This window comes from Aliiglaciecola sp. M165, from assembly GCF_007197995.1.
Lineage (GTDB): Bacteria > Pseudomonadota > Gammaproteobacteria > Enterobacterales > Alteromonadaceae > Aliiglaciecola.
This window is the reverse complement of the sequence record NZ_VKKH01000004.1, coordinates 529,139-552,349: the sequence shown is the minus strand read 5'-3', so window position 1 is coordinate 552,349 and position 23,211 is coordinate 529,139. Positions and strand designations below refer to the sequence as shown.

Here is a 23,211-nt window from a genome sequence, read left to right as displayed (position 1 = left end):
ATGACATCAAGGAAAACCGAAATATTAGTTGGACTGTTTGTAGCTTTAGCAATCGCCGCAACGCTGATGTTGGCGATGAATGTCGCTAATCAAGGTTCTGTGGGTAACGGAGAAACTTATAATCTGTATGCAAAGTTCGATAATATCGGCGGTCTGAAAGTACGTTCGTCGGTAAAAGTTGGTGGGGTTACCATTGGTCGGGTGGAGAATATTCACTTGGACCCTGAAGATTTCACGCCGGTTGTTACATTGAGCATTTCAAAGCAATACATTGAGTTTCCTGAAACCAGTTCAGTGTCGATTTTAACTTCTGGATTGTTGGGGGAGCAGTATGTTGGTTTACAACCTGGCTTTTCAATCGATGATATCGAGAATCTCGCTGATGGCGACTATATAGCGGATACAAAATCTGCATTAGTGCTAGAAGATTTAATTGGTCAATTTTTATTTAGTAGAGACAGCGAATAAGCTGTCATAAAGCGTTAGGAAAAATTATGAAAATCAAATTATTTGCCAACATCACTGCAGTGTTATTTCTAACACTAGGGATGTCAGCGACGCAAGCACAGGAGATAGACAAGGAAGACCCCTATGCTATGGTTCAAGGGGTGGCATCAGTCACTTTTGAGCGCATTAAAAACGAAAAGGCCAACATCGAAGCAGATCCAGAGGTACTTCGCACCATTATGAAAGAAGAATTGCTTCCCTATGTTGATTACAAGTTTTCTGCCTTTAAGGTTTTAGGCAAATATGTCAGAAAAACTGAAAAAGAAAAGCTACAAGAATTCGTGATGGTCTTCCGTGAGTACCTAGTCACTACTTATGCGGTAGCAATGGGCTATTACGACGATCAAACCGTTGAATTTGAACCCGCTTCAGATTTTGAAGACGATCGAAACGTCACGGTGCGCGCATTGGTAAAAGACGATGATCGCCCTGATATTAAAATCGCGTTTAAAGTTCGTAAAGATCGCAAGACGAATCAATGGAAAGCTTACGATATGGTTGCTGAAGGAATTAGTATGCTATCGAGCAAGCAAAGTGAGTTCGAGTCGATTTTGCGTCAGCAAGGGATCGACGTGGTGATTGATTTGATGAAAGACAAAATCAGCAAACCTATCGTTATCGAAAAAGAACAAGCGGATACCTAATTCACATGGAAGCAACTGTCACCAAGCAAGCTGATGGTCGATTTAAGATTACCGGAAACTTGAACCGTAAAACCGTTATGGACTGTTGGCCCGACCAATCACTTGCAGTGAACGAATTGAAAAAACAAGGACTTTCGTTACAAATAGACATGCAAGGTGTTCTAAATGTCGATACGGCCGGACTTGCTTGGTTGATGCATTTGGCGAAAGAATGTCAGGATGCTCAGGTTGATATTAGTTTAAAAGAGGTCCCAACAGGTTTAATTAATTTGGCAAAATTAAGCAACGTCGAAGGGCTTTTGCCGTTACAATAGCGCTAGACAACACCGAATAAAGAAAGCAAATGGACAATCAACAAATCGAATCTTTACTAAAGCAAGAATTAGAGCTTGCTGAAGTGCATGTAACCAGTGATGGCTCACACTTTCAGATCATTGCTGTCAGCGATATATTTGATGACATGAGCCGTGTTAAAAAACAGCAATTTATTTATGGTCCGCTAAAAGACAAAATTGCTGATGGAAGCATGCACGCTATCTCCATAAAAACATTTTCTGAGAAACAATGGCAGCGCGAGCGCATGTTTAACATGCCGCAGCCATAGTCGCTTCCAATGGAAAAGTTACGTATAAAAACAGGGCCCGCGTTACAAGGCGAAGTTGTTATCTCGGGTGCTAAAAATGCTGCATTGCCTATTTTGATGGCCAGTATTTTGGCTGACTCCTCCTGCCATTTTGACAATGTTCCTGCGCTTCGAGATATCAAAACAAGTGTTGCCTTGTTATCTGATTTAGGCGTCAAGGCGCAACGTCACGACAACCAAGTACTCGAATTGGACCCCAGTCAAATAAACAACTTTACTGCTTCCTATGAGCTGGTGAAAACCATGCGCGCTTCAATTTTGGTGCTTGGGCCGCTGTTAGCAAAATATGGCGAGGCGAATGTGTCACTGCCAGGTGGTTGCGCAATTGGTGCGCGTCCAGTCAATCTACATCTCGATGGCTTGAAACAGATGGGCGCCAATATAGAAGTGGAAGGCGGCTATGTTCGCGCTTCGGTAGATGGACGTCTCAAAGGTGCGCACATTTTTATGGATATGGTCAGTGTCGGCGCTACTGAAAATTTAATGATGGCGGCGGCCCTGGCGGAAGGTGAAACCGTACTTGAAAATGCCGCACGAGAGCCAGAAATTGTTGATTTAGCCAATTGCCTCAATCGAATGGGAGCTAAAGTCACAGGTGCGGGCAGTGACAGCATCAAAGTTGTCGGGGTAAGGCGACTTCATGGATGTCATTATCGGGTGCTTCCTGATCGCATTGAGACCGGTACTTTTTTGGTTGCCGCAGCAGTTACTGGTGGGCACATTAAGTGTATTAATGCCGCTCCAGAAACCCTCGAAGCGGTCCTAAGCAAGCTCACCCAAGCAGGGGCGAAAATTACCACTGGAGACGATTGGATCGAATTAGATATGGCAGGTAAGCGGCCGGTCAGTGTGGATATCAAAACGGCTCCCCACCCAGGCTTTCCGACTGATATGCAAGCGCAATTTGTGGCAATGAACTGTTTGGCGCAAGGAACCGGTGTAGTAACCGAAACCATTTTCGAAAATCGTTTTATGCATGTGCCGGAACTGCAACGTATGGGTGCAAAAATTGCTCTAGAAACCAACAGTGCAGTATGCACAGGGGTTGATCAACTTACAGGCGCACAAGTGATGGCTACCGATTTACGGGCATCAGCCAGCCTCATCATTGCTGGACTTGTCGCAAAGGGGGAAACGACCGTTGATCGTATCTACCACCTTGATCGTGGGTATGAACACATCGAAACTAAGCTCACCAAATTGGGTGCAAACATCGAAAGAATTTAATTCTGTTCAGATTTTAGAATAACTCACAGCCAGGATTGAGGCTGTTATCGGCGCTTAAACAAGTGAGCTGTAACACTCATAAAGAATTTGAATCAATGTCTTGTAGTTGAGCGTGGAGATCTGTCTTGTTCGCCAGAAATATAGTGACCAACTATGGCGTTACAGATCCCCTTTTCATCAGTTGAAAATGAAATTTTAAAATCAGTCAGGTCGCCTACTAAAAACTGCGTGGCAGAGATCGGAAGCAACTTGTGTGGTTGATTTCCTCGTCGTTGATAATATAGTCGGCCGTTTTCCCATTTAATCTGTCTTGGTCCATATTGACCGACGATACAATTGCGGTTTTCTTCACTCAATACAAAGCTCTCATTTAGCACACGTATACGCTCTTGCAACCATGTGATACGCCTTGCAATTTGATCATTGTTTGGTGAACGCGATTGCATTTTTTGATAATAAGATTGTGCTTCCTGCCAGTGTTTATTCTTTAGTGCTAGCAGTGCCGCATGTTCTAAATGCCAAATTTTGTTGTCTGATTGTGTGTAGTTTAGAAAATGAAACGTATTTGCCATGTTTCCAACTACAGGCTCAACCAATTTTTTTGCTATCGATAAACCATTCTCGCTGTTTGAAAAGTAAACCATTCCACGATTTGTCCATGAATTCCAAGCAACAAAAGCTTTAAATACGCCATTGTCACCCCAGTGCCAGGATATGACATGATTGTTCTGTTGCTGCAATCCCCAACCCAGTGTCCATGCCAATCTAGAACCATTGGGAAGCGGAAGCTTAGCATTGCGCTCATCCCCTGTTATTAATATTTCAGGACTCTGCGCCTGCGCAATCAGGTCCGCATCAAACAAGGTTCCTTTAAACCACGCCATAACAAATTTTGCATAGTCCCTAGATGTGGTGTGAAGACTGGATGCAGCATTGGCTTCCGGGATGCCTCTGTTCATTGGATTGGACAATCTATCATGACCAGTTATCCTATTTATTCGTTCGTTTGGCGTCCATGTAAATTGCGAGTTTTTCATGCCAACCACATCGAAGATTTCCGATTCAGCGAGTTCTTGCAGGCTTTTTCCTGTCATCTTTTCTAACACTTTTTGTAGATAAACATAGCCTTCACCAGAGTAATGGAAACTAGTTTTCGGTGACTCGATGAAATCTATATATTCTCCCCCCCAATTGGGTAAACCTGTTTGGTGAGACAAGATTACTCTTGCGGTCAACTGTTTGGCTAAGCTCTGATCAGTCGCTCGTGTAAAGGGTAGAATGGTATGCAAGGGCTGATCGAGAGAAAACTCACCCCGGCTAGCGAGTCGTAAAACAATGGCTGCAAAAACTGGCTTGCTAAGTGACGCTGCTTCAAACATCATATTCGTTTCGATAGCAGAATGCTTTTCTGTATTGGAAACTCCCCAATTTTGGTGCCAAAGTACCTTATTTTTATCGAATAGTGCTAAAGATATGCCTGGAACATGGCTTGTCTCCATCAATTTGGGGACATCATCCGAATAATGTTGAATAAGTTGCTTCATCGAAGGTTCTGTTTGCCCATACAAAAAAGTTGGCAATAGAAGTGCAGCTAAAAACGTGCAAAGAAGTGAAACGTTTGATCTCATATTATTGGTAAAGTGAAACATAGATATATTTATGTCGCAAAAACAAGGTTAAAAGTTTAAAAGGCAAGACAAAGATCAATGTATCTATGAAGCACTTACTATCGCAGGATCTAAACCCTGGCTTGACGCGCAGGACGGGTTACACCGAATGAGTCTTTGTTCGTGAATCTACATAATGATCAGCCGACAAGTTATAGTTTTGACTTGTGTTTAGTCTGTGAAACGGCTTTAGCGCTGAGCTTCGCCGACTGTAACAGTAAGATTGATAAACGTATTGTTGCGGCTAATGGTCAAGTTTAGCTGCTCACCAGGACGGCTTTTTGCAATCATATCAAAGGTTTGGTCAAGAGTTTCAAGCTCAATTTGATTGATTGAGAGAATAATATCAAACTGTTGCAAACCGCCTAAATCGGCTGGACCATTAGGAACAACATTTGTCACTACTATGCCCTGTACGTCAGGGTCGATACCTCCAGTAAAACCAAGCTGCCCATGGCTGGCCTTCCCATTGGCAATGATTTCATCCATGACTCTGCTTGCAAGAGAGTAAGGCACAGCGAAAAATATACCGTTAACATCGATGACTCTGCGCTGACTATCAAGCGTCTTGAAGTTGGCGTTGTTAATGCCTACCAAAATACCATTGCTATCAACCAACGCACCGCCTGAATTACCTTCATGCATGACCGCATCAGTTTGAATAAATTCTCGAAAATTCTGTGTAACAGTATGCCCCGAACGGCTAACGATACCTTGGGTTATGGTTTGACCAATATTAAGAGGATTGCCGATCGCCAGAACAACATCTCCAACTCGTAATTGCGGATCATCCACTTGAGGAATAACTTGCAAATTGTCGGCGGTAATTTTAAGCACTGCTAAGTCGGTAAGTTCGTCGTAACCTGCTAGTTCAGCCGGTAAGCGGCGACCATCGGGCAAGCCGACGATTGTTTGTTCTGCATTTTGGATCACGTGCCAACAAGTCAGTATATAACCATTTTCATTCATAATAACGCCCGAACCCAGGCTGGTTCGGCTCACTTGCTGACGTCTGACTATGTCAATACTACTACTGTATATGTTAACCACAGCAGGTGCTGATCGACTGACAGCATCATAGTAACTTTGCCTTTCAGGAAGGCTGTCGCCGCGTTTAAACATATCGAAGTTTAAATCGCTACCTTTACGGAGTTCTGGAACCAGTGCCAAGATTAACGCGGAAATGATTAATCCAAGCGCGATGGATTTACCAAAAAATTGTAGCCAGGAAGGTATTTTCACGGATGATTCGAGTTAAATTACTGATTAGTAAGAATAACACCTAAAATGCGATCATGGTAGGTGAGAAACAAACAAGCCGCTTTGATTTCAAAGCGGCTTGTTCAATTGGTTACGTCATTTATTGTCGAATAACAAGGTATAGTGACGATTTACCTCGTTGCACGTTAAGCGCAATGACGCCTTCGGCTTCATCCATCAACCTACTTAATTCAGCAACTGTATTGACTCGAGTACGGTTTACTCCGACGATAATGTCGCCATCTTGCAAACCGATACGCGCTGCAGGTGAGCGACTTTCCAAATCTGATATTTCAACACCTGGATTGCCACGTTCAGTCGTGCCATTAGACAATGCGGCACCTTCTAAAGCAGGATGGACCTCTCTGGCAGCTACCACTGTGCCGGTCGCATCACCCAAGGTGACTTCAATATTTCTGGTGTCGCCTTTGCGTAACACAGTAAGTTCAACTTCTGCACCAGCTCCCATGCTGCCAATTTTAGCCCGTAACTCCTGGAAGCTACTGATCTCATTGCCATTGATATGGGTGATAATATCGCCTGATTCAATTCCACCTTTCTCAGCTGCAGAATCCGGACTTACCTCGCTGACAAATGCACCTTTGTTGACGTCCAAATTCATTGCTTCGGATAATCCTGCATCAACATCCTGACCAAGGATTCCCAACAGCCCACGACGAACTTCACCAAATTCAATAATTTGATCAACTAGGCTTTTCATCATATTGCTTGGAATCGCAAAGCCAATGCCGACGTTGCCGCCATTAGGTCCAAAAATGGCAGTGTTAATGCCCACCAGTTCGCCACGTAAATTCACCAAAGCGCCGCCGGAGTTACCGCGGTTAATCGCCGCATCAGTTTGGATGAAGTCTTCGTAGCCGCCAATATTCAATCCTGAGCGGCCCAAGGCGCTCACGATCCCTGAGGTGACTGTTTGACTCAAGCCAAACGGATTGCCGATGGCGACAACAAAATCTCCTACCCGCAGTTTGTCAGAATTTGCTAACGGGACGGCGACCAAATCTTCTGATGCGATTTGTAGCAACGCAATATCGCTTTGCTCGTCTGCACCCAACTTGATTGCCTTGAGTTCACGTCCATCAGTTAGCTTAACTGTAATTTCATCTGCGTTGTCAACAACATGGTTGTTTGTGACCACGTAACCATTTTTAGCATCAATGATAACGCCTGATCCTAGACCTCTGAATGGGCGCTCTTGCACCTGCTCATTTGGCCCACCAAAAAAATGCCGGAACATTTCTGGAATGCGTTGTCGTGATACCTGCGTTCCTTCTACCGATATGCTCACAATTGCCGGAGTAGTTTGCTCGAGCATTGGAGCCAACGAAGGCATTTCGTCTTTATCTGAAGAGAAGAAGGGCAAGGCTGCATTAGCGCTCATACCTAACGTAAAAGTTCCTGCTACCAAGCAAGTAGCTATTAACAAACGATTTACAGCTTTTTTCATCGTAATTTTGTCTCCAAAGTATTCCTACTTAATTTAAATAGTCTGTCAGATGACACAACAATGGTTTGCAAAGTTCAGATTAAATTATTCGTTATCGACGACTTGCTTATTTTTTGCGTCAGTAAACAAACCTGTTCTCTCGCTAGAAAAGTCCTTTGGCTGAAATTCAGCATTCTCACGCTTACGCTTCTGCTTGGCTTGTTGATGACGAATAAACACCGTTGCATGCTCGCCAAAATAGGACAGTTTTTCACTGTCATCCATCTGACTGGCATTGAGTACATTTTCGTATGCATCAAGCTGCTCCGCCAAATCATCACAACGAGATTGCAAAGACGAAACAATTTCTCGAGACTGACTAAGATGATCTGCTGCGTGTTGCGCAAGCATCTCTTTTAACGTCGTATCGTTGAGTTTGGATGCCTGTTCGGCTAATTTTTGCTCAACGAGGAACTTAGATGCAAAAAATCCAATGATGATGCCCACAACCAATAGCAAAACACCCACTATCCAGTCCATAATGTCTCCAATTTCTACAAATGCTTTACTTAATCATACTCGCTAAGCAAACTATGCGGCCAATTATTTTTCATTCAAGTGTAACAAATTTAAATTAGCGGACGGACATGACAACGCCCTGGGAAAAATATCAACAAGACCTAACAAGTCCAGAATTTCATTTTGACGCAGCTCAAGAAAACGCCGTGAAAGAACTTCAGCGTTTGTACGATGAGTTGACTCAACCCAAGCGCAAACTTACCTGGCGAGTTAAATTAGCTGGTGCATTTGGCAAGGGCATGCACAAACCCAGTATCCAAGGACTGTATTTTTGGGGGGGAGTAGGGCGCGGCAAGACCTACTTAGTTGACACCTTCTACGAGTGTTTGCCTTTCAAGCGAAAAATGCGTATCCACTTTCATCGGTTCATGCACCGTGTTCACCACGAGATGAAAGCCCTTGGTGGAGAAAGTGATCCCTTAAAAATTGTCGCAGAAAAGTTTGCTAAGGAGACCAAAGTCATATGTTTCGACGAATTTTTTGTCTCTGACATTACCGATGCAATGATTCTGGGAACTTTGATGCAAGAGTTATTTGCTCGCGGCATCTGTTTAGTCGCGACGTCCAACATCATTCCTGACAACCTATATAAAAATGGGCTGCAGCGGGCGCGCTTTTTACCTGCTATTGACTTGATTAACCAGAACTGTCGTGTTGTAAATGTTGATTCTGGCGTAGATTACAGACTTAGAACCCTAGAGCAGGCGGAAATTTATCATCATCCACTTGATGAAGACGCAACTGCAAACCTGTGTCGTTATTTTAAACAACTTGCGCCGGAAATTGGCGGAAGCGGACGAAATATTGAGATTGAGGGGCGCGAAATCCCAAGCTTGCAAGATGCAGACGGCGTCGTCATGTTTGAGTTCAGAGCATTGTGCGATGGGCCCCGCAGTCAAACCGACTATATGGAGATAAGCCGTTGCTACCACACGGTATTGCTAGCTAATGTTGAACAGATGGGCCGTGAAATTGATGACATTGCCCGGCGATTTATTGCTATGGTGGATGAATTTTACGAACGAAATGTCAAACTTATCATCTCATCTGCAGTGCCTATGGAAGATCTTTATACCCAAGGGCAACTCGAGTTTGAATTTAAACGTTGTCTAAGTCGACTCAGTGAGATGCAATCACATGACTATTTGGCCAAGCAGCATTTGCCCTAGCAGGGGTAGCTTAGGTAGAATTCGTAAAATTTTTAAATAAACCACAAAAAGCGGGATCAAGATGGGAAGAAAGTTTGAAGTACGCAAAGTTGCGATGGCAAAAACTGCGGGTCAAAAAACGAAAATCTATTCCAAATACGGAAAAGAGATTTATGTTGTGGCAAAAAATGGTGGTACCGACCCTCAAGCCAATCTAAGCCTGCGTCGACTCATCGACAAAGCCAAAAAAGATCAGGTTCCTAGCCACGTCATTGAAAAAGCCATCGAAAAAGCAGAGGGTGGCGCAGGAGAAGATTTTGCCGTTGCACGCTATGAAGGTTTTGGTCCTGGCGGTTGCATGGTCATTGTTGATTGCCTGACTGACAATAACAACCGAACGATCACTGAGGTGCGTAATTGTTTTACCAAAACAAACGCCAAAATAGGCGCACCAGGTGCCGTCTCTCATATGTTTGATCATCACGCAATTCTCGCATTCAAAGGCGATGACGAAGAAGCCGTACTCGAAGCATTGATGGAAGCAGATGTCGACGTAGCTGACATTGAAAGTGAAGATGGCATTATTACTGTATTTGCTCCTCACACGGAATACTTTAAAGCCAAAACTGCCATTACCCAAGATAACGATTCACTTGAGTTTGACGTCGATGAAATTACCTTTATCCCACAGACACACACCGAAGTATCGGGCGATGATGTCGAAGTGTTCGATAAGTTTATCGACATGCTCAACGACTGTGACGATGTGCAGGATATTTATCACAACGCAGAGGTGATTCGCTAAAACATCGTCTACTCGGTTAAGCTTTCGTAGTTGACCTAGTCAACGCGTACAGTTTTGACAATACGCCGCTATAATGCGGCGTTTTTGTTTTGTTTTTCACCATGTCACCACGTATGATTCCAGTTCTTACTATAAAAACACGGATTTTACACCTATGCGCCATACCCTCCTTTTTGCATTGCCTGTTGCAATGCTGGCCGCCTGCTCAAATGTCAAAGAGGCTCCAATGGAAGAAAGCTTTCCCCGAATTAAACAACTAGAAACTCCAGCGCCATCAGCCCCTAAAGTTGAATATACAGCGCAGTATCACGGTCGCACGCTTAGTGACCCATATCACTGGTTGAAAGATCAAGGTTATCCTGTCGTGGATGATCAACCCGTTTTAGATTATTTGACTGCAGAGAACGATTACTTCCAGAAGTTCCTTGAGCCAAATAAAGCGTTAACAGATACCATTTTTGAGGAGTTTAAAGGTCGCACCAACGAAGAGGAGAGTTCAGTTCCTTGGATAGAAAACGGCTATGAGTATCGCTGGTACTATCGAGAAGGTGAGGAGTATCGCACTCGCAGTCGTAAAAATCTGGAAACCGGCGAAGAGCAGGTATTTTTGGATGAGACTGAGCTGGCAAAAGACTACGATTATTTCACGCTAGGTGGTTATGACATCAGTCCCGATAAACGCTTTTTAGTCTATTCATTTAATACTGATGGCGCAGAGCGCTATTTAGTCCGTATAAAAGATATAGAGACAGGTGAGTATTTAGAGGATGAACTTACTGATGTGCAAGGTGGCGTGGCCTTTAGTGCTGACAGCCAACATCTAGTCTATTCCAAACTTCGTGAAGGCCAGTGGAAAACAGAGAGTGTTAACTTACACAAAATAGGCACTGCGCAATCGGAAGATAAAGTCCTTATCGCCGAAAAAGATGACGGCTTCTTTCTAGGGTTTGGCATGACAAGTGATGATGAATATTTCTTGTTAGTTAGTAGTCAAGGGGAAGTTCAGGAAGTGCATGTAGTACCCGCCAAGGATCCTGGTGCGACACCACTGCAGTTAGTTTCACGTGAACAAGGTTTCTCAAACTCAGTAGATCATGCAAACGGCAAGTTTTACATATTGGCCAACGATACTCACAAGAACTTTCGCTTAGCCAGCGTTAGCAATGAGTCTCCAGAGTATGAAAAATGGGAAACATTAATTGAAGGTTCTGACCAATTGTACTTGTTAGGCATGCAAACCTTTAAAAATTTCATCGCTTTGCACGCTCGCGAAAACGGTATTGAGCAAATACGTATTCGCGATTATTCTGGCGAATCTCACGACGTTAAGTTTCCTGAACCAGTTTATTCAGCCTCTTTGGGTATCAACTCTCAATTTGATCAAGACTTCGTGCGGATCAATTACGAGTCTATGGTGACGCCAGACACTGTGTACGATTACGATTTGTCCTCAAAGACTCTGGATACCAGAAAAGTTCAGGTCATTCCTTCAGGGTATGACAAGTCCATGTACGTTACTGAACGTAAAATGGCACCGGCCAGAGATGGCGTAGAGGTACCAGTTTCTATCGTTTATAAAAAAGGTTTTAAGAAAGACGGAAGTCAACCGGTGATGCTTTACGCCTACGGCGCTTACGGTGCTACTGTTGATCCTAGTTTTTCAACGTTACGCTTAAGTTTGCTAGACCGTGGGTTTGCATTTGCCATTGCTCATGTAAGAGGTAGCGACATGATGGGCTATCAATGGTATCTGGATGGTAAGCTTGAAAAGCGCACAAATACGTTCAATGATTTTGTAGATGTTGCGAAATACCTGATAAAAGAAAACTATGTTCAAGCGGGGAATATCTCTATTTCTGGTCGCAGTGCTGGCGGCGAGTTAATGGGTGCAGCCGTAATACAAGCACCGGAACTATGGCGCTCAGTTATCTTGGGTGTTCCCTTTGTCGATGTGCTCAACACCATGTTAGACGACACTTTGCCACTGACCCCACCTGAGTGGAAAGAATGGGGTAATCCAATTGAGAGTGCAGAGGCTTACGACTTACTGGAAAGTTATTCGCCTTACGACAACATTGTTGCTCGTGAGTACCCACCCATGCTCTCTACTGGAGGGATTAACGATCCACGAGTTACCTATTGGGAGCCTGCTAAATGGTCGGCCAAAATGCGCGAGATGAAAACGGATGACAATTTACTTCTCATGCGAATCAACATGGGAGCAGGTCATTTTGCTAACAGTGGACGTTATGGACGCTTAAGAGATTATGCTGAAGAATTTACCTTTACGCTTAAAGCACATGGCATAGATAAATAATACGCCCTAGCATTTCATACCTTTTCAAAGCCCGGTTTGTCCGGGCTTTTAAATGAATATATCCTATCCAATTGTTGTTGTTTGCTTCAAATCAAGAGATACTCTTTAGCATTCTGGTTTCAAAACAATAACAATGCGCCAGGTTAAAAACCTTCTTTACAGTGTTCCTTTTTTGCTGCTCTTAATTCAGGTGAGCACTTTTATGATCCCCTGGCTAATTGTGCTTTGGTTGAGTCACAGCGCCGGAGCTAGTGCGGTAGGCCAATTTAGTTATATTCTGGCTGTTCTTTCACCAATTTGTATTTTGCTTGCAAGCCCTTCGCGAAACTTCATGTTATCCAAATCAGAGCATGATATTAATCATATTGCTTCTTTAAGATTTATTCTAATTGCACTTGGGATAATATTTGCATTTATCTACGGCAGTTATGAAGAGCAACTGGCATTTGTCTTAGCTATTTATTTATTCAAAGTCACAGAACTCCTCTTCGACCTACCGATCGCGACAGCAATAAAATCTGCGAAGAGTAAGTCTTTGTTTTTCATCACAGTAGGTAAGTGGGCGAGTATTATTCTGGCAGCAATATGTGCTTATTTTACCCGAGATATTGTCGCTGCAATGTTGGTGCTAGCACTATGCTTTGTTGTTTTCGGCTCGGGAATCGAAATTAGAAATCTATTGTTAGCCTCTCCACAGCATTTGTGGCGTCTACTAAAGTCGACTATGCCTTTATCAATGAGTGCGTTAACATTTTCTGTGTACTTCAATATTCCAAGATACATTATGGGTGAAGAAGAAGTGCTATTAAGTGTGTTTACCGTATCGAGCTTTTTGGTCGCAGGTACTTTGGTCGTAGTCAATACAATGGTTCAGGCAAGACTGCATAAATTAAGAGAGGCGTTTGAGAATAAAGACAAAAGTGAATTTATTCACCATTTCAAATGGTGCATAAGTATTGCTTTGGGTCTATTTGCGCTGTTGCAAGTGGGTCATGTAGATTGGTTTCATGAGATTTTTTGGGCACTACACAACGATATACATCTTACCGAGGGAGACCTGAGTTACATTTATACTTGGGTGCTGTTACTAAGTGTTGGCCCGATCCTGTTTTCGGTCGCGAATTATTTATATATGGCCAGTGGCAAACATAAATTGCTTCTGTTTTTCACTGCGTTTAACACCGTTGTTCTTTATACTCTAGGGACGATTTTCTATGTGCAATATGGCTTTGTGGCCTTAATGTGGCTAATTTTATTCAGTGCAATGCTTCAATTTGTCGTAGGATTTATGTCTTTTTCATTCAAAAAAGTTGAGTAAATGGAACATTTATTTTTCTATTTATCTATCGCCTTTTTAACTACCAGATTGCTCTGGGAGGTGTTTCGTTACAATGGAAAAATTAGCCCGTTAGCAATTTACTTATTCATTTATTTCTACTTTTGTTTTGGTCCCTACATTGCCCATATGATGGGGCTGTCCATTTACAGTGGGATTAAAACCGCTTATCTTTACGAAGCTTCATTAGCGTTTTTTCTGGCTATCGCGACAATGAGCGTTTTCCCATCAAACTGGGTCGGCTCACTGACGCCTAACCACACTTTAGTGGTGAAACAGCCTATATTGTTGCGACAAATCGCGATGTTTTTCATGACCGTGCCAGTTGTTCTGCTGTTTTTATTGGCATTCTCTCGTATCGGTTTTGCACCTTATGACAAAGTCCAAAAAATTCAGGCCGTGGGCATAGGTCATTATGTTGTTTTGACGCTTTGGCCATTGTTTTTGTTTTGCTACATGACCGTAATGCCTAAGTCGGAAATGGACAGAAAAACCTTCTGGCAATTTACCGGCGCAGTATTGTTCTATTTCACCTATTGCTTCTACATGGGCGAGCGCGATTTTGCGCTGATCGTAGTGCCTTTGTATTTTTGGTTTTACAAAGAAAAAAGCATTGCCCTATGGAAAATTCTGTTAGGTGGAACACTCGGGGGCTTTGCTTTCACTATGATGTCCGCGGGGCGCAGCACTGAATTTGAAGGTGGCGGTCTAGGATCGTTTCTAAATCAGGGCAGTAATTTGATGGTCACATCAAATATTGTTTCATGGTTAGATCAAGGTGAGCTGGTAATGTGGGGTGAGTCCTATTTTTCTGGTTTTATCAATATGTTGACATTAGGCGCAATACGCCTGACTACTCCTTTGTCTATTTGGTTTAGCCGCCGTTACTCATCCGCTGCAAATGATGGTGCATATGGCTTTTCTATCGAAGGTGAAGCCTTACTCAATTTTGGTTATGTGGGAGTGCCGATTTTATTTGTGTTTATATCAGCGTTTTTGGCATGGACCTATCAAGGATTTTTGAAAGACCGACCTGTGGGTGTACTGCTCACTTACTTCAACCTTTTCTACTTCGTGTATGCGATTCGAGGCGAGTCATTGATTTTGTTTAAGGCATTTATCTACTGTGTCATCATCTTCTTTGTACTGCTTTTTGTTTCGCAGCGGGGCAGAATGTATTATCGGATTTGATGTGTTAGTAGATGTAGTGATTGAACAGCGATTTTATCGCTGCAACGAGGGTAAATATTGGACAGATAATGCGTTTCCAAATGCGTTTTGGCATCGTTATTTGAACGTGTTTGATGCTGTTAATATCGTCGCTAGAGTACAAAAGGTAGAGCGACCTGAGGAGCTTTGGCAACGGGTCGACAGTGATACAGTTGGATTTACTGATTTGCCCATTTATATCGGCCCTGCTGGCTTCATTAAAAAACTGCCTGATCTGATAAAGGTTTTGAAAACCCGAAAACTCGTTAACCGGTGTGTGATTTATCGGGTACCCGGTATTTTGTCATTCTTCTATCATCTCTTTGCAATGCCGTCAGGAAAAGCCTATGCCGCTGAGGTAGTTGGTGACCCCGTTGATGTCTTTGCGCCAGGAGCCAGCAAAAGCCCTCTTAGGCCGGTTTTTAAGCGGCTTTTTTACCATATGTTGCGACGACAATGTGCTAAGGCTGTGTCGCTTTCCTATGTGACTGAATACAGCTTGCAGGAGCGTTATCCGCCAAATCCAGATGGGTTCGATACTCATTACTCTTCGATTCAATTGGGTGATTCGGACTACTTTCAACGCAGCGAGTACACATTAAATAGGCCGATTAAACTGGTGTGTATTGGTAATTTGTCCCAACCTTACAAAGGTTGCGATTTTATGCTCGAAACACTAGCCAAATTAAAATCCAAAGGGGTTGAGGTATATTTGTCCTGGATTGGTGGTGGCGCATTGCAACCTGCCATGGAGTCATTGGCCGACGAACTGGGAATCGCACAAAGTGTGCGCTTTGTAGGTAACTTGTCACAACGAGCACAGATCAACCAAATATTGGATGATTCCGATGTGTTTGTGTTGTCTTCAAGGCAGGAAGGCTTACCCAGAGTTTTGATCGAATCCATGGCACGCTCGCTTGTCTGCGTCGCGACTAATGTTGGTGGGGTGAAAGAGCTTCTACCTCAGACTTTTATTGTTGAACGAGACAATCAGACTGAATTGATAGATGTTCTGGAATCAGTCATGTTGAAAACGTCTCAGGAATTGATGGAAATTAGCCAAGCCAATTATACAAAAGCACAAAACTACCATAATGATGTGCTCGCTGAGCGTCGCAAGAATATGTATCAAGCACTTTTGGAGAGCAGCGTATAATGGTCGTTTTACATTTGCTTAAAACCGCAGTAGGTGCAAGTTGGGCTTTACGGCAGACAACAGAACTTGTGAAACTTGGTGTCGAAGTGCATTTGGCTCTTCCTGACGGCCCCATGGTCGACAAATATCGAGCGGCCGGTGTCAAGGTCCACTTATTAGATCCTTCACTTGAAATCAAAAAACCTTGGTTGAATTTCAGTAAAGCAAAAGCCTTCAAAAAGTTAGTCGAAGAGATTAATCCCGACTTAGTTCATAGCCATTTTGTTGCAACAACATTGTTTATGCGGTTTGCGATGCGCAAAATGAAAATTAAGAAGATTTTTCATGTTCCAGGCCCCTTGCATTTGGAACACAAAATATTTAGAACGCTGGATTTGTGGAGTGCCAATCAATTTGATTACTGGATGGCCTCTTGCCTTTGGACACGACAGGCCTATCAACGTTTTGGTGTTGAGCCAAGTCGAATTGGTCTAGCGTACTATGGCGTTAATGCCAGCGATTTTACTTTCAATCGAGATGTTGAAGAGAGCCTCAAAGAAAAATTAGGTCTTCCACAAGAGACTTTTTTGTTGGGCATGGTGGCGTTCTTTTATGCGCCCAAGGCATATCTGGGACAAAAACGTGGTTTAAAAGGGCACGAGGACTTAATCGATGCCATTGCTATTGTGAAACAAATCCATCAAAACGTCGCGTGCGTGTTTGTTGGCGGACCATGGGGAGATACCGCGCCCTATTTTGAAAGTGTTAAAACTTATGCCCAACAAAAAGCGCCAGGTGCCTGTCATTTTCTTGGGCATCGAAATGACGTGCCAGCCCTATATCCGCAGTTCGATTTAGCCGTTCATCCGTCACACTCTGAAAATGTTGGTGGTGCGGTCGAGTCGATGTATGCTGGTGTGGCTACGCTGACTTCCGATGTTGGAGGCTTTCCTGACCTTGTAATAGATGGTGAAACTGGCTACATGGCTGAGTCCAAGAATCCTCAATCAATTGCGCAGAAGATAATTCAAGCCATGGAATCAAGTGAGGAGCGTCTGCAGATGATCGAAAATGCGTCCAAGAAAGTGGCCAGTGTGATGAATGTGCAAGACAACGCAAAACAAGTTAAAGATTTTTATGTCCAGATTTTATCTGGAAATCAGGTAGGGGCGTGAACATGCTGAAGCGATTGTTTGATCTCTTGGTATGCCTCAGTGTGTTGTTAATAGGATTACCTATTTTCTTGTTGGTGGCATTATTGGTGCGGCTCAAGCTTGGTTCTCCCATTCTGTTCTCACAGTTACGCCCCGGTCGAGATGGAACACTTTTTAGAATGTACAAATTTCGCAGTATGACCAGTGACGTAGATGAGAATGGCAACCTTTTGCCTGATGAGCTCAGATTGACTGCATTTGGGCAGTTTCTGCGAAGCGCTAGTTTGGATGAACTTCCGGGGCTGTTCAACGTCATCAAAGGTGATATGAGTCTGGTTGGTCCAAGGCCGTTGTTACCGGAATATCTTCCGCTTTATTCGCCCACTCAGGCTCGCAGACATGAAGTCAGGCCTGGAATAACCGGTTGGGCGCAAGTCAATGGCCGTAACGCTCTGAGTTGGGAGAAGAAGTTTGAATTGGACGTATGGTACGTAGAAAATCAGAGCTTCTGGTTGGATATTAAAATCCTATTTTTAACGGTTTTGAAAGTCATCAGGCGCAAAGACATCAGCCAAGACGGCCAAGCTACTATGAGCAAATTCGAGGGAACAGTCGTCGCTGAAAAGGATGACTCAAAATGAAGTTACTGATTATAGGTGCTGGCGGGCACGGCAAAGTGGCTGCCGATTGTGCCGCAAAAATGCAAAAATACTCAGAGATATTCTTTATCGACGAATTATTTCCGCAAGTACAAAAAAGTGGTCCATGGGAAATAGTTGGCAATATGGCAGGATTAAATTCGCTGGTGGACCAAAACACGGAAGTGTTTGTAGCTATCGGTAGCAATGCAACTCGCCAACGTGTGAGTGAAGAATTGGCGAGGCTTGGAAATATCCCATTAGCAACCCTGATTCATCCTAAAACGGTGCTGGCTGATCATGTAACGATTGGCGAAGGTACTTTAGTCTGCGCGGGTGCGATTATTAATATATCCACTACTATCGGTAAAGGTTGTATTATCAATACCGCTTCTAGCATTGACCACGACAACAGTATTGGTGATTATGTACATATATCAGTTGGTGCGAGGCTAGCTGGCACTGTCGAAGTTGGGAGCCAATCATTCGTCTGCATTAGTGCAACGGTTGCAAATAATATCAAAATTGGCAACGGAGTTACGGTCGGAGCCGGTGCCGTTGTGATCAGGGATGTGTCAAATTACCAAACGGTAGTTGGCGTGCCTGCAAGACCCATTAAAGAAGTAGATTGAGGTAATTCACATGTTAAATGGCCCATTTTCACCTTGGCCTAGTTATGACGAAGAAGAACAAGCGGCGGTGCTTGAGGTCCTTGCATCCAATAAAGTAAATTATTGGACAGGCCAGGTAGGCAGGGAGTTTGAGAAAGAGTTTGCCACCTTCAGCGACGCCAACTATGCCATTGCCGTGGCTAACGGAACTGTTGCTCTGGATTTAGCTTGGGTGGCGCTTGAGTTGCCAAAAGGCTCAGAAGTCATCGTTACCTCAAGAACATTTTTAGCGTCGGTTTCCAGCATTGTATTGGCAGGGCTAGTACCTGTGTTCGCCGATATTGATTTAGATACACAAAATGTCACAGCTGACACGATTAAAGCGGTTATTACAGATAAAACCAGTGCGATATTATGTGTGCATCTGGCAGGCTGGCCATGCGAGATGGACGATATTCTTGATCTCGCTAAAGAAAATAATTTGAAAGTTGTTGAGGACTGCGCTCAGGCGCATGGTGCTAAATATAAAGGTCGTGCGGTTGGCTCAATTGGTGATGTTGGTGCCTGGTCATTTTGTCAGGACAAGATCATGACAACCGCGGGTGAAGGCGGCATGGTGACGACCAATGATAAAGAACTTTGGCAAAAGATATGGTCCTACAAAGACCACGGAAAGTCCTGGAATGCAATTTACGAAAAACAGCATCCACCAGGTTTTAGATGGCTCCATGAATCTTTTGGAACGAACTGGCGTTTAACCGAAATTCAGTCTGCTGTAGGCCGCAAACAATTGTCAAAAATGCCAGATTGGCGAGAAACGAGAAAAAGATACGCTGAGCAAATTTTTAACACCTGTGGTCAGTTCAATTCTCTGCGCGTACCGCAAATTCCTGACTATATCGAACATGCGTTTTATAAATGTTATGTGTTCGTGAACAATGAACAGCTAAAAGCGGGTTGGGATAGAGATAAAATCATGAATACAATCTCTGACAAAGGTGTGCCGTGTTTTTCGGGCTCCTGTTCAGAGGTTTACAAAGAAAAGGCATTCGATAACACTGGCTTCAGACCTAACACGCCATTACCCAATGCTGTTGAACTGGGTGATACCTCACTTATGTTCTTGGTTCATCCTACGTTACAACAACATGAAATAGATAAATGCTGTGACGTAATCAAAGAAGTTATAGAGCAAGCGAGCGTTTAATGCAGATAGAGAAGATTTTTGAATTACATCCCAAAGCGAAGCTGGCTATTGAATTCACTTGGGATGCGTTATCTGTCGTTGTTGCACTGTTGTTTGCATATTGGTTACGAATTGGTATTGCTCAATGGGACTTTAGTGCGCTTGAGTGGGGCATTCTAGGGGCAAATGTTGTTTTTACGCTTAGTGCGTTAACGTTTGCTGGGCACTATTCACAAATTATTCGCTTTATGGGGATTGGTGCCGTTTACATCATGATCCTAGTGCTACTGTGTTCAACACTGTACTTGCTCTTGGCCAAATATACACTTAACGTCTTTATGCCGGCGACAGTACCGCTAATTTATTTAATGGTTGCCATCACGCTAATTGCTGCGCCAAGGCTATTAATTCAAGCGTCAGCTCAAGCACAGCGCTATAAAATGCGCGAAAAATGCATCATCTTCGGTGCCGCCGAAGCAGGCCGTTCACTTGCGTTAACATTGCGCGCTGGCAATGACATTCAACCTATCGCCTTTGTTGATGATAAACGCCAATATCAAGGCAAACAGGTATTGGGTTTGCCCGTTGCTTCCAGAAATGAAATTCCTGATTTAGTCAAAAAATTCGGTGTCAGCAAGATGCTTTTGGCAGTGAACAACACCTCTTCAAGTCGCCGGAAAGAGTTGATTGCCGAACTTGAGCCTTTTGCTGTTGAATTGCTCAGTATCCCCAATATTCAAGATATAGTTTCTGGAAAACGGAAAATAGACGAACTTCGTGAAATAAAGATTGAAGACTTGCTAGGCCGTGATCCAGTCCCCCCAATTCCGGAGTTGTTGGACATTAACATTCGAGGCAAGTGCGTTATGGTCACTGGAGCTGGCGGTTCAATTGGTAGCGAACTTTGTCGTCAGATAGCGCTTTCCCGTCCGACCAAAATGGTGCTTTACGAATTGTCTGAGTTCAACTTGTACCAAATTGAAAACGAGCTAACTAGGAAGTTTAAAGATATAGAAATCGTGCCCGTGTTAGCCAGCATTCAAGACACCGTGGCACTGCGAGAAGTTTTTAGCCAGCAGAAAGTGCAAACCATCTACCACGCTGCTGCATACAAGCATGTTCCTATGGTCGAAAGCAATCCTCTTGCAGGGATCCGCAACAACATATTTGGTACGGCAAATGTCGCTTTAGTCGGCGTTGAATATGATGTTGAGAAGTTTGTACTGATATCCACTGATAAGGCCGTGCGTCCGACCAATATTATGGGTGCGACCAAACGTTTTGCTGAGTTATACGTGCAAGGAATTGCAGAGTTACACTCTGACACACAATTTGCGATTGTGCGGTTTGGCAATGTGTTGGGGTCTTCCGGTTCAGTCGTCCCTTTGTTTTCCAACCAAATCCGTAATGGCGGTCCAATTACGGTGACTCATCCTGATATTATTCGGTTTTTTATGACCATTCCTGAGGCTGCGCAATTAGTGATCCAAGCCGGCGCAATGGGTAGAAATGGTGAGGTATTTGTACTAGACATGGGTGACCCGGTCAAAATCGTCGATTTGGCGTCAAAAATGGCTCACTTGATGGGGCACAGTATTCGGGATGAAGACAACCCTGACGGCACTATTGAACTAAAGTTTTCTGGCCTGAGACCAGGGGAAAAGCTTTATGAAGAATTGCTTATCGACGATGCCGATACACAAACTCAGCATCCGCGCATTATGGGTGCCGATGAGCAGAAACTGCCTTTTGAAGAAATTGTCATGTTGGTCGACAGGCTCAATTACTCGTTGCTTAATCAACAACCAGATGAAGCATTGCAAATTCTGCTAGAAGCACCTTTGGGGTACGCACCAGCAAAACATTGATACAACGATCAATTCCCGTGCCTCAATGTGTAAAGGAAGTTCCGTCGCGGCCGATATTTAACTATACATAATCCTGGATAAGTATAAATATGTTTGCGATTAGGCCGCTTGGTGTCTTATATATTGTGTTAATTGGTTCGGTCCAATCTGTCTACGCAGTGGATGGAACATTTGATTTAGGTGAAACTATATTTGATCCGAGTGAGAAATTTTATGACAAAACCAAGTCCCCATTCGTTTTATCGTTAGGAGCTATCTATACCGATAATTACAATGCTTTACTCGAACCGGATCTTAAAGCCTCTTCACTCACTGCAACGGTTAAAGGAAACTTGGTGACGAAGCAGGAGGAACATTGGTTTGAAGGAAAATATTTGGCTCTGACCAATCAATATAATTTGTCAGACAATCAGATTGAGCAAGAAGACGGCTTTTCTACTTTTGATCTTGGTGTAAACAATCGCTTGTTTTTCGATAAAAGATGGTCACTAGACGTCAATTTACGTTATACCAGCTTTGACGAGCAGATTGGTACAGGTATTTCTCGGTTTCGCTCAGGTATTGCTCAAAACGATGCTGCTTCCATTGCCCAAGGTAGCTTGAGTGTCACCTATGGCGCAGACCGAACTTATCGCTCTATTCAATTTACGATTGTTAAGTCAGCGAGAGACTACGACAACGTAAACGCTTACTCAGATTTTTTCGATTTGGAACAAGACGTTGCAAGTCTATACAGCAATTTTCGAATTAGCGACCAAACACAATTGATTGCACTTCTAGAATATCGCTCACTCACTTATGAATTTGCTCCGGCGTTAGATAGTGACTACTACCGATTTTTAACTGGAGCTGAGTGGTTGCCAGGAGGAAAATCTAAAGTGCTGGCACTGATCGGTGCTTATCAAAGACGCTACGATGTAATTGAAAACACATCAGGTGTAAATTGGGAATTAGCAATCGATTATTTTCCTCGCGAAGACCTTCTAATTAGCTTTGGTTCTCAAAGACGCTCTACTTCAGGTGTCAACAACGAGTTATCTGTCGATACTATTGAAGAAGAGCATATCGCAGAGTTTTTATATTTTTATAGTGAACAATGGCGATTTGGGATTGCGGCAACGCTCAGAGTGCTCGAATATCAAGAGCTACAGCAAGAAGCAAATAGTGATGACTTTATGATTGGCATTAGTAGCCAAGTAAACTTATCTGACCACAGTGTTATTAACTTTTCAATTGGAACCAATACGTTGAAAGACCAAAATCGAAATGTCGATTTCCGTCAAAACAGCGTCAATCTGGCATGGCAATACGAATTTTAGTTTTTTGGTGGGGACTAATAGTTTCTGGTTTTAGTATCTCGCAAGACAATGGAACGAGCGGCTACGCAATTGGTTCTGGCGATACCATTGTTATTAGTGTTTACAATGAGAAGGATCTTTTTGTAAGAACCCAAGTTGATATAAGTGGAAAGGTAAAGTTTCCACTGATAGGTGAAATAGAAGTGGCTAATAAAACGCCTTCCATACTCGAACGTGAGATAGAAGCTGAGTTATTTGATGGTTATTTGGTTAACCCTGACGTTAGCGTAATGGTGGAAAAATATAGGCCATTTTATGTAAAAGGTGCAGTAAAACTCCCTGGAGCTTATGAATTTCGCCTAAACCTCACAGTTGAGCAAGCCATAGCTATTGGTGGAGGTTTGAGAGATCGAGCATCCAAGTCATCATGGTATATTGTGAACGGAGCTGACCAAGTTAAACATCAGGTCACTAAATCCGATTTGGTCTCTCCTGGGGACATCCTACACATCGAGGAAAGTATTTTTTAGCT

22 protein-coding genes are annotated in these 23,211 nt (G+C 43.3%); 18 read left to right on the top strand and 4 right to left on the bottom strand.

The window, feature by feature from the left end; genetic code table 11:
* Genes mlaD through murA form a run of 5 tightly spaced genes read left to right on the top strand, consistent with a single transcriptional unit; the run spans nucleotide 1 to nucleotide 3,021 of the window.
* A complete protein-coding gene (gene mlaD, locus FM019_RS09725; protein WP_143835707.1) occupies nucleotides 1–468 on the top strand; it encodes an outer membrane lipid asymmetry maintenance protein MlaD in 468 nt (155 codons plus the stop codon).
* A 26-nt stretch (nucleotides 469–494) separates the two neighbouring features.
* Nucleotides 495–1,151, top strand: coding sequence for a phospholipid-binding protein MlaC (locus FM019_RS09720; RefSeq protein ID WP_143835706.1), 657 nt, complete (start codon nucleotides 495–497; stop codon nucleotides 1,149–1,151).
* Nucleotides 1,152–1,156: 5 nt separating this feature from the next.
* Nucleotides 1,157–1,465, top strand: a complete 309-nt coding sequence (locus FM019_RS09715; protein ID WP_143835705.1) for a lipid asymmetry maintenance protein MlaB — start codon at nucleotides 1,157–1,159, stop codon at nucleotides 1,463–1,465.
* Nucleotides 1,466–1,494: 29 nt separating this feature from the next.
* Nucleotides 1,495–1,755 (top strand): BolA family protein, encoded by a 261-nt coding sequence (locus tag FM019_RS09710; protein ID WP_143835704.1) that lies wholly within the window; start codon nucleotides 1,495–1,497, stop codon nucleotides 1,753–1,755.
* A 9-nt stretch (nucleotides 1,756–1,764) separates the two neighbouring features.
* Nucleotides 1,765–3,021 carry a UDP-N-acetylglucosamine 1-carboxyvinyltransferase gene (gene murA, locus FM019_RS09705; RefSeq protein WP_143835703.1) on the top strand — a complete coding sequence of 419 codons (1,257 nt, stop codon included), beginning with the start codon at nucleotides 1,765–1,767 and terminating at the stop codon, nucleotides 3,019–3,021.
* A gap of 92 nt (nucleotides 3,022–3,113) precedes the next feature.
* On the opposite strand, the gene FM019_RS09700 is transcribed toward murA, so the two are convergent.
* The 4 genes from FM019_RS09700 to FM019_RS09685 all read right to left on the bottom strand — a co-directional run bounded on the left by FM019_RS09700 (nucleotide 3,114) and on the right by FM019_RS09685 (nucleotide 7,935).
* Nucleotides 3,114–4,565 (bottom strand): serine hydrolase, encoded by a 1,452-nt coding sequence (locus FM019_RS09700; RefSeq protein ID WP_185969244.1) that lies wholly within the window; start codon nucleotides 4,563–4,565, stop codon nucleotides 3,114–3,116.
* Nucleotides 4,566–4,877: 312 nt separating this feature from the next.
* Nucleotides 4,878–5,924, bottom strand: a complete 1,047-nt coding sequence (locus FM019_RS09695) for a trypsin-like peptidase domain-containing protein (RefSeq protein WP_143835817.1) — start codon at nucleotides 5,922–5,924, stop codon at nucleotides 4,878–4,880.
* A 124-nt stretch (nucleotides 5,925–6,048) separates the two neighbouring features.
* On the bottom strand, nucleotides 6,049–7,416 hold the full coding sequence (locus tag FM019_RS09690; protein ID WP_143835701.1) for a DegQ family serine endoprotease: 1,368 nt from the start codon (nucleotides 7,414–7,416) through the stop codon (nucleotides 6,049–6,051).
* Nucleotides 7,417–7,500: 84 nt separating this feature from the next.
* Nucleotides 7,501–7,935 carry a ZapG family protein gene (locus FM019_RS09685; protein WP_143835700.1) on the bottom strand — a complete coding sequence of 145 codons (435 nt, stop codon included), beginning with the start codon at nucleotides 7,933–7,935 and terminating at the stop codon, nucleotides 7,501–7,503.
* 107 nt (nucleotides 7,936–8,042) lie between these two features.
* Here FM019_RS09685 and zapE point away from each other — a divergent pair, with 107 nt between their 5' ends.
* The 13 genes from zapE to FM019_RS09620 all read left to right on the top strand — a co-directional run bounded on the left by zapE (nucleotide 8,043) and on the right by FM019_RS09620 (nucleotide 23,209).
* Nucleotides 8,043–9,143, top strand: coding sequence for a cell division protein ZapE (gene zapE / locus FM019_RS09680; protein ID WP_143835699.1), 1,101 nt, complete (start codon nucleotides 8,043–8,045; stop codon nucleotides 9,141–9,143).
* Nucleotides 9,144–9,204: 61 nt separating this feature from the next.
* The gene (locus FM019_RS09675; protein WP_143835698.1) at nucleotides 9,205–9,927 is read left to right on the top strand and encodes a YebC/PmpR family DNA-binding transcriptional regulator; all 723 of its coding nucleotides are present in this window, start codon (nucleotides 9,205–9,207) and stop codon (nucleotides 9,925–9,927) included.
* Between the two features lie 154 nt (nucleotides 9,928–10,081).
* A complete protein-coding gene (locus FM019_RS09670; protein ID WP_143835697.1) occupies nucleotides 10,082–12,244 on the top strand; it encodes a S9 family peptidase in 2,163 nt (720 codons plus the stop codon).
* 202 nt (nucleotides 12,245–12,446) lie between these two features.
* A complete protein-coding gene (locus FM019_RS09665) occupies nucleotides 12,447–13,562 on the top strand; it encodes a hypothetical protein (RefSeq protein ID WP_143835696.1) in 1,116 nt (371 codons plus the stop codon).
* On the top strand, nucleotides 13,563–14,771 hold the full coding sequence (locus FM019_RS09660) for an oligosaccharide repeat unit polymerase (RefSeq protein ID WP_143835695.1): 1,209 nt from the start codon (nucleotides 13,563–13,565) through the stop codon (nucleotides 14,769–14,771).
* Nucleotides 14,707–15,945: a glycosyltransferase gene (locus FM019_RS09655; RefSeq protein WP_260681589.1), complete on the top strand. Its 1,239-nt coding sequence runs from the start codon at nucleotides 14,707–14,709 to the stop codon at nucleotides 15,943–15,945. Before FM019_RS09660 ends, FM019_RS09655 begins: the two co-directional genes overlap by 65 nt.
* Complete coding sequence (locus FM019_RS09650) at nucleotides 15,945–17,099, top strand: glycosyltransferase (RefSeq protein ID WP_185969242.1); 1,155 nt, start codon at nucleotides 15,945–15,947, stop codon at nucleotides 17,097–17,099. Before FM019_RS09655 ends, FM019_RS09650 begins: the two co-directional genes overlap by 1 nt.
* 2 nt (nucleotides 17,100–17,101) lie before the next feature.
* The gene (locus tag FM019_RS09645) at nucleotides 17,102–17,719 is read left to right on the top strand and encodes a sugar transferase (RefSeq protein ID WP_143835816.1); all 618 of its coding nucleotides are present in this window, start codon (nucleotides 17,102–17,104) and stop codon (nucleotides 17,717–17,719) included.
* Nucleotides 17,716–18,348 carry an acetyltransferase gene (locus FM019_RS09640; protein ID WP_143835692.1) on the top strand — a complete coding sequence of 211 codons (633 nt, stop codon included), beginning with the start codon at nucleotides 17,716–17,718 and terminating at the stop codon, nucleotides 18,346–18,348. Before FM019_RS09645 ends, FM019_RS09640 begins: the two co-directional genes overlap by 4 nt.
* Before the next feature lie 10 nt (nucleotides 18,349–18,358).
* Nucleotides 18,359–19,534 carry a DegT/DnrJ/EryC1/StrS family aminotransferase gene (locus FM019_RS09635; protein WP_143835691.1) on the top strand — a complete coding sequence of 392 codons (1,176 nt, stop codon included), beginning with the start codon at nucleotides 18,359–18,361 and terminating at the stop codon, nucleotides 19,532–19,534.
* The gene (locus FM019_RS09630) at nucleotides 19,534–21,381 is read left to right on the top strand and encodes a nucleoside-diphosphate sugar epimerase/dehydratase (RefSeq protein ID WP_143835690.1); all 1,848 of its coding nucleotides are present in this window, start codon (nucleotides 19,534–19,536) and stop codon (nucleotides 21,379–21,381) included. Before FM019_RS09635 ends, FM019_RS09630 begins: the two co-directional genes overlap by 1 nt.
* Before the next feature lie 89 nt (nucleotides 21,382–21,470).
* A complete protein-coding gene (locus FM019_RS09625) occupies nucleotides 21,471–22,700 on the top strand; it encodes a hypothetical protein (RefSeq protein ID WP_143835689.1) in 1,230 nt (409 codons plus the stop codon).
* Nucleotides 22,682–23,209 (top strand): polysaccharide biosynthesis/export family protein, encoded by a 528-nt coding sequence (locus FM019_RS09620; protein ID WP_143835688.1) that lies wholly within the window; start codon nucleotides 22,682–22,684, stop codon nucleotides 23,207–23,209. The genes FM019_RS09625 and FM019_RS09620 overlap by 19 nt, the downstream gene beginning before the upstream one ends.
* Nucleotides 23,210–23,211 lie beyond the last annotated feature (2 nt).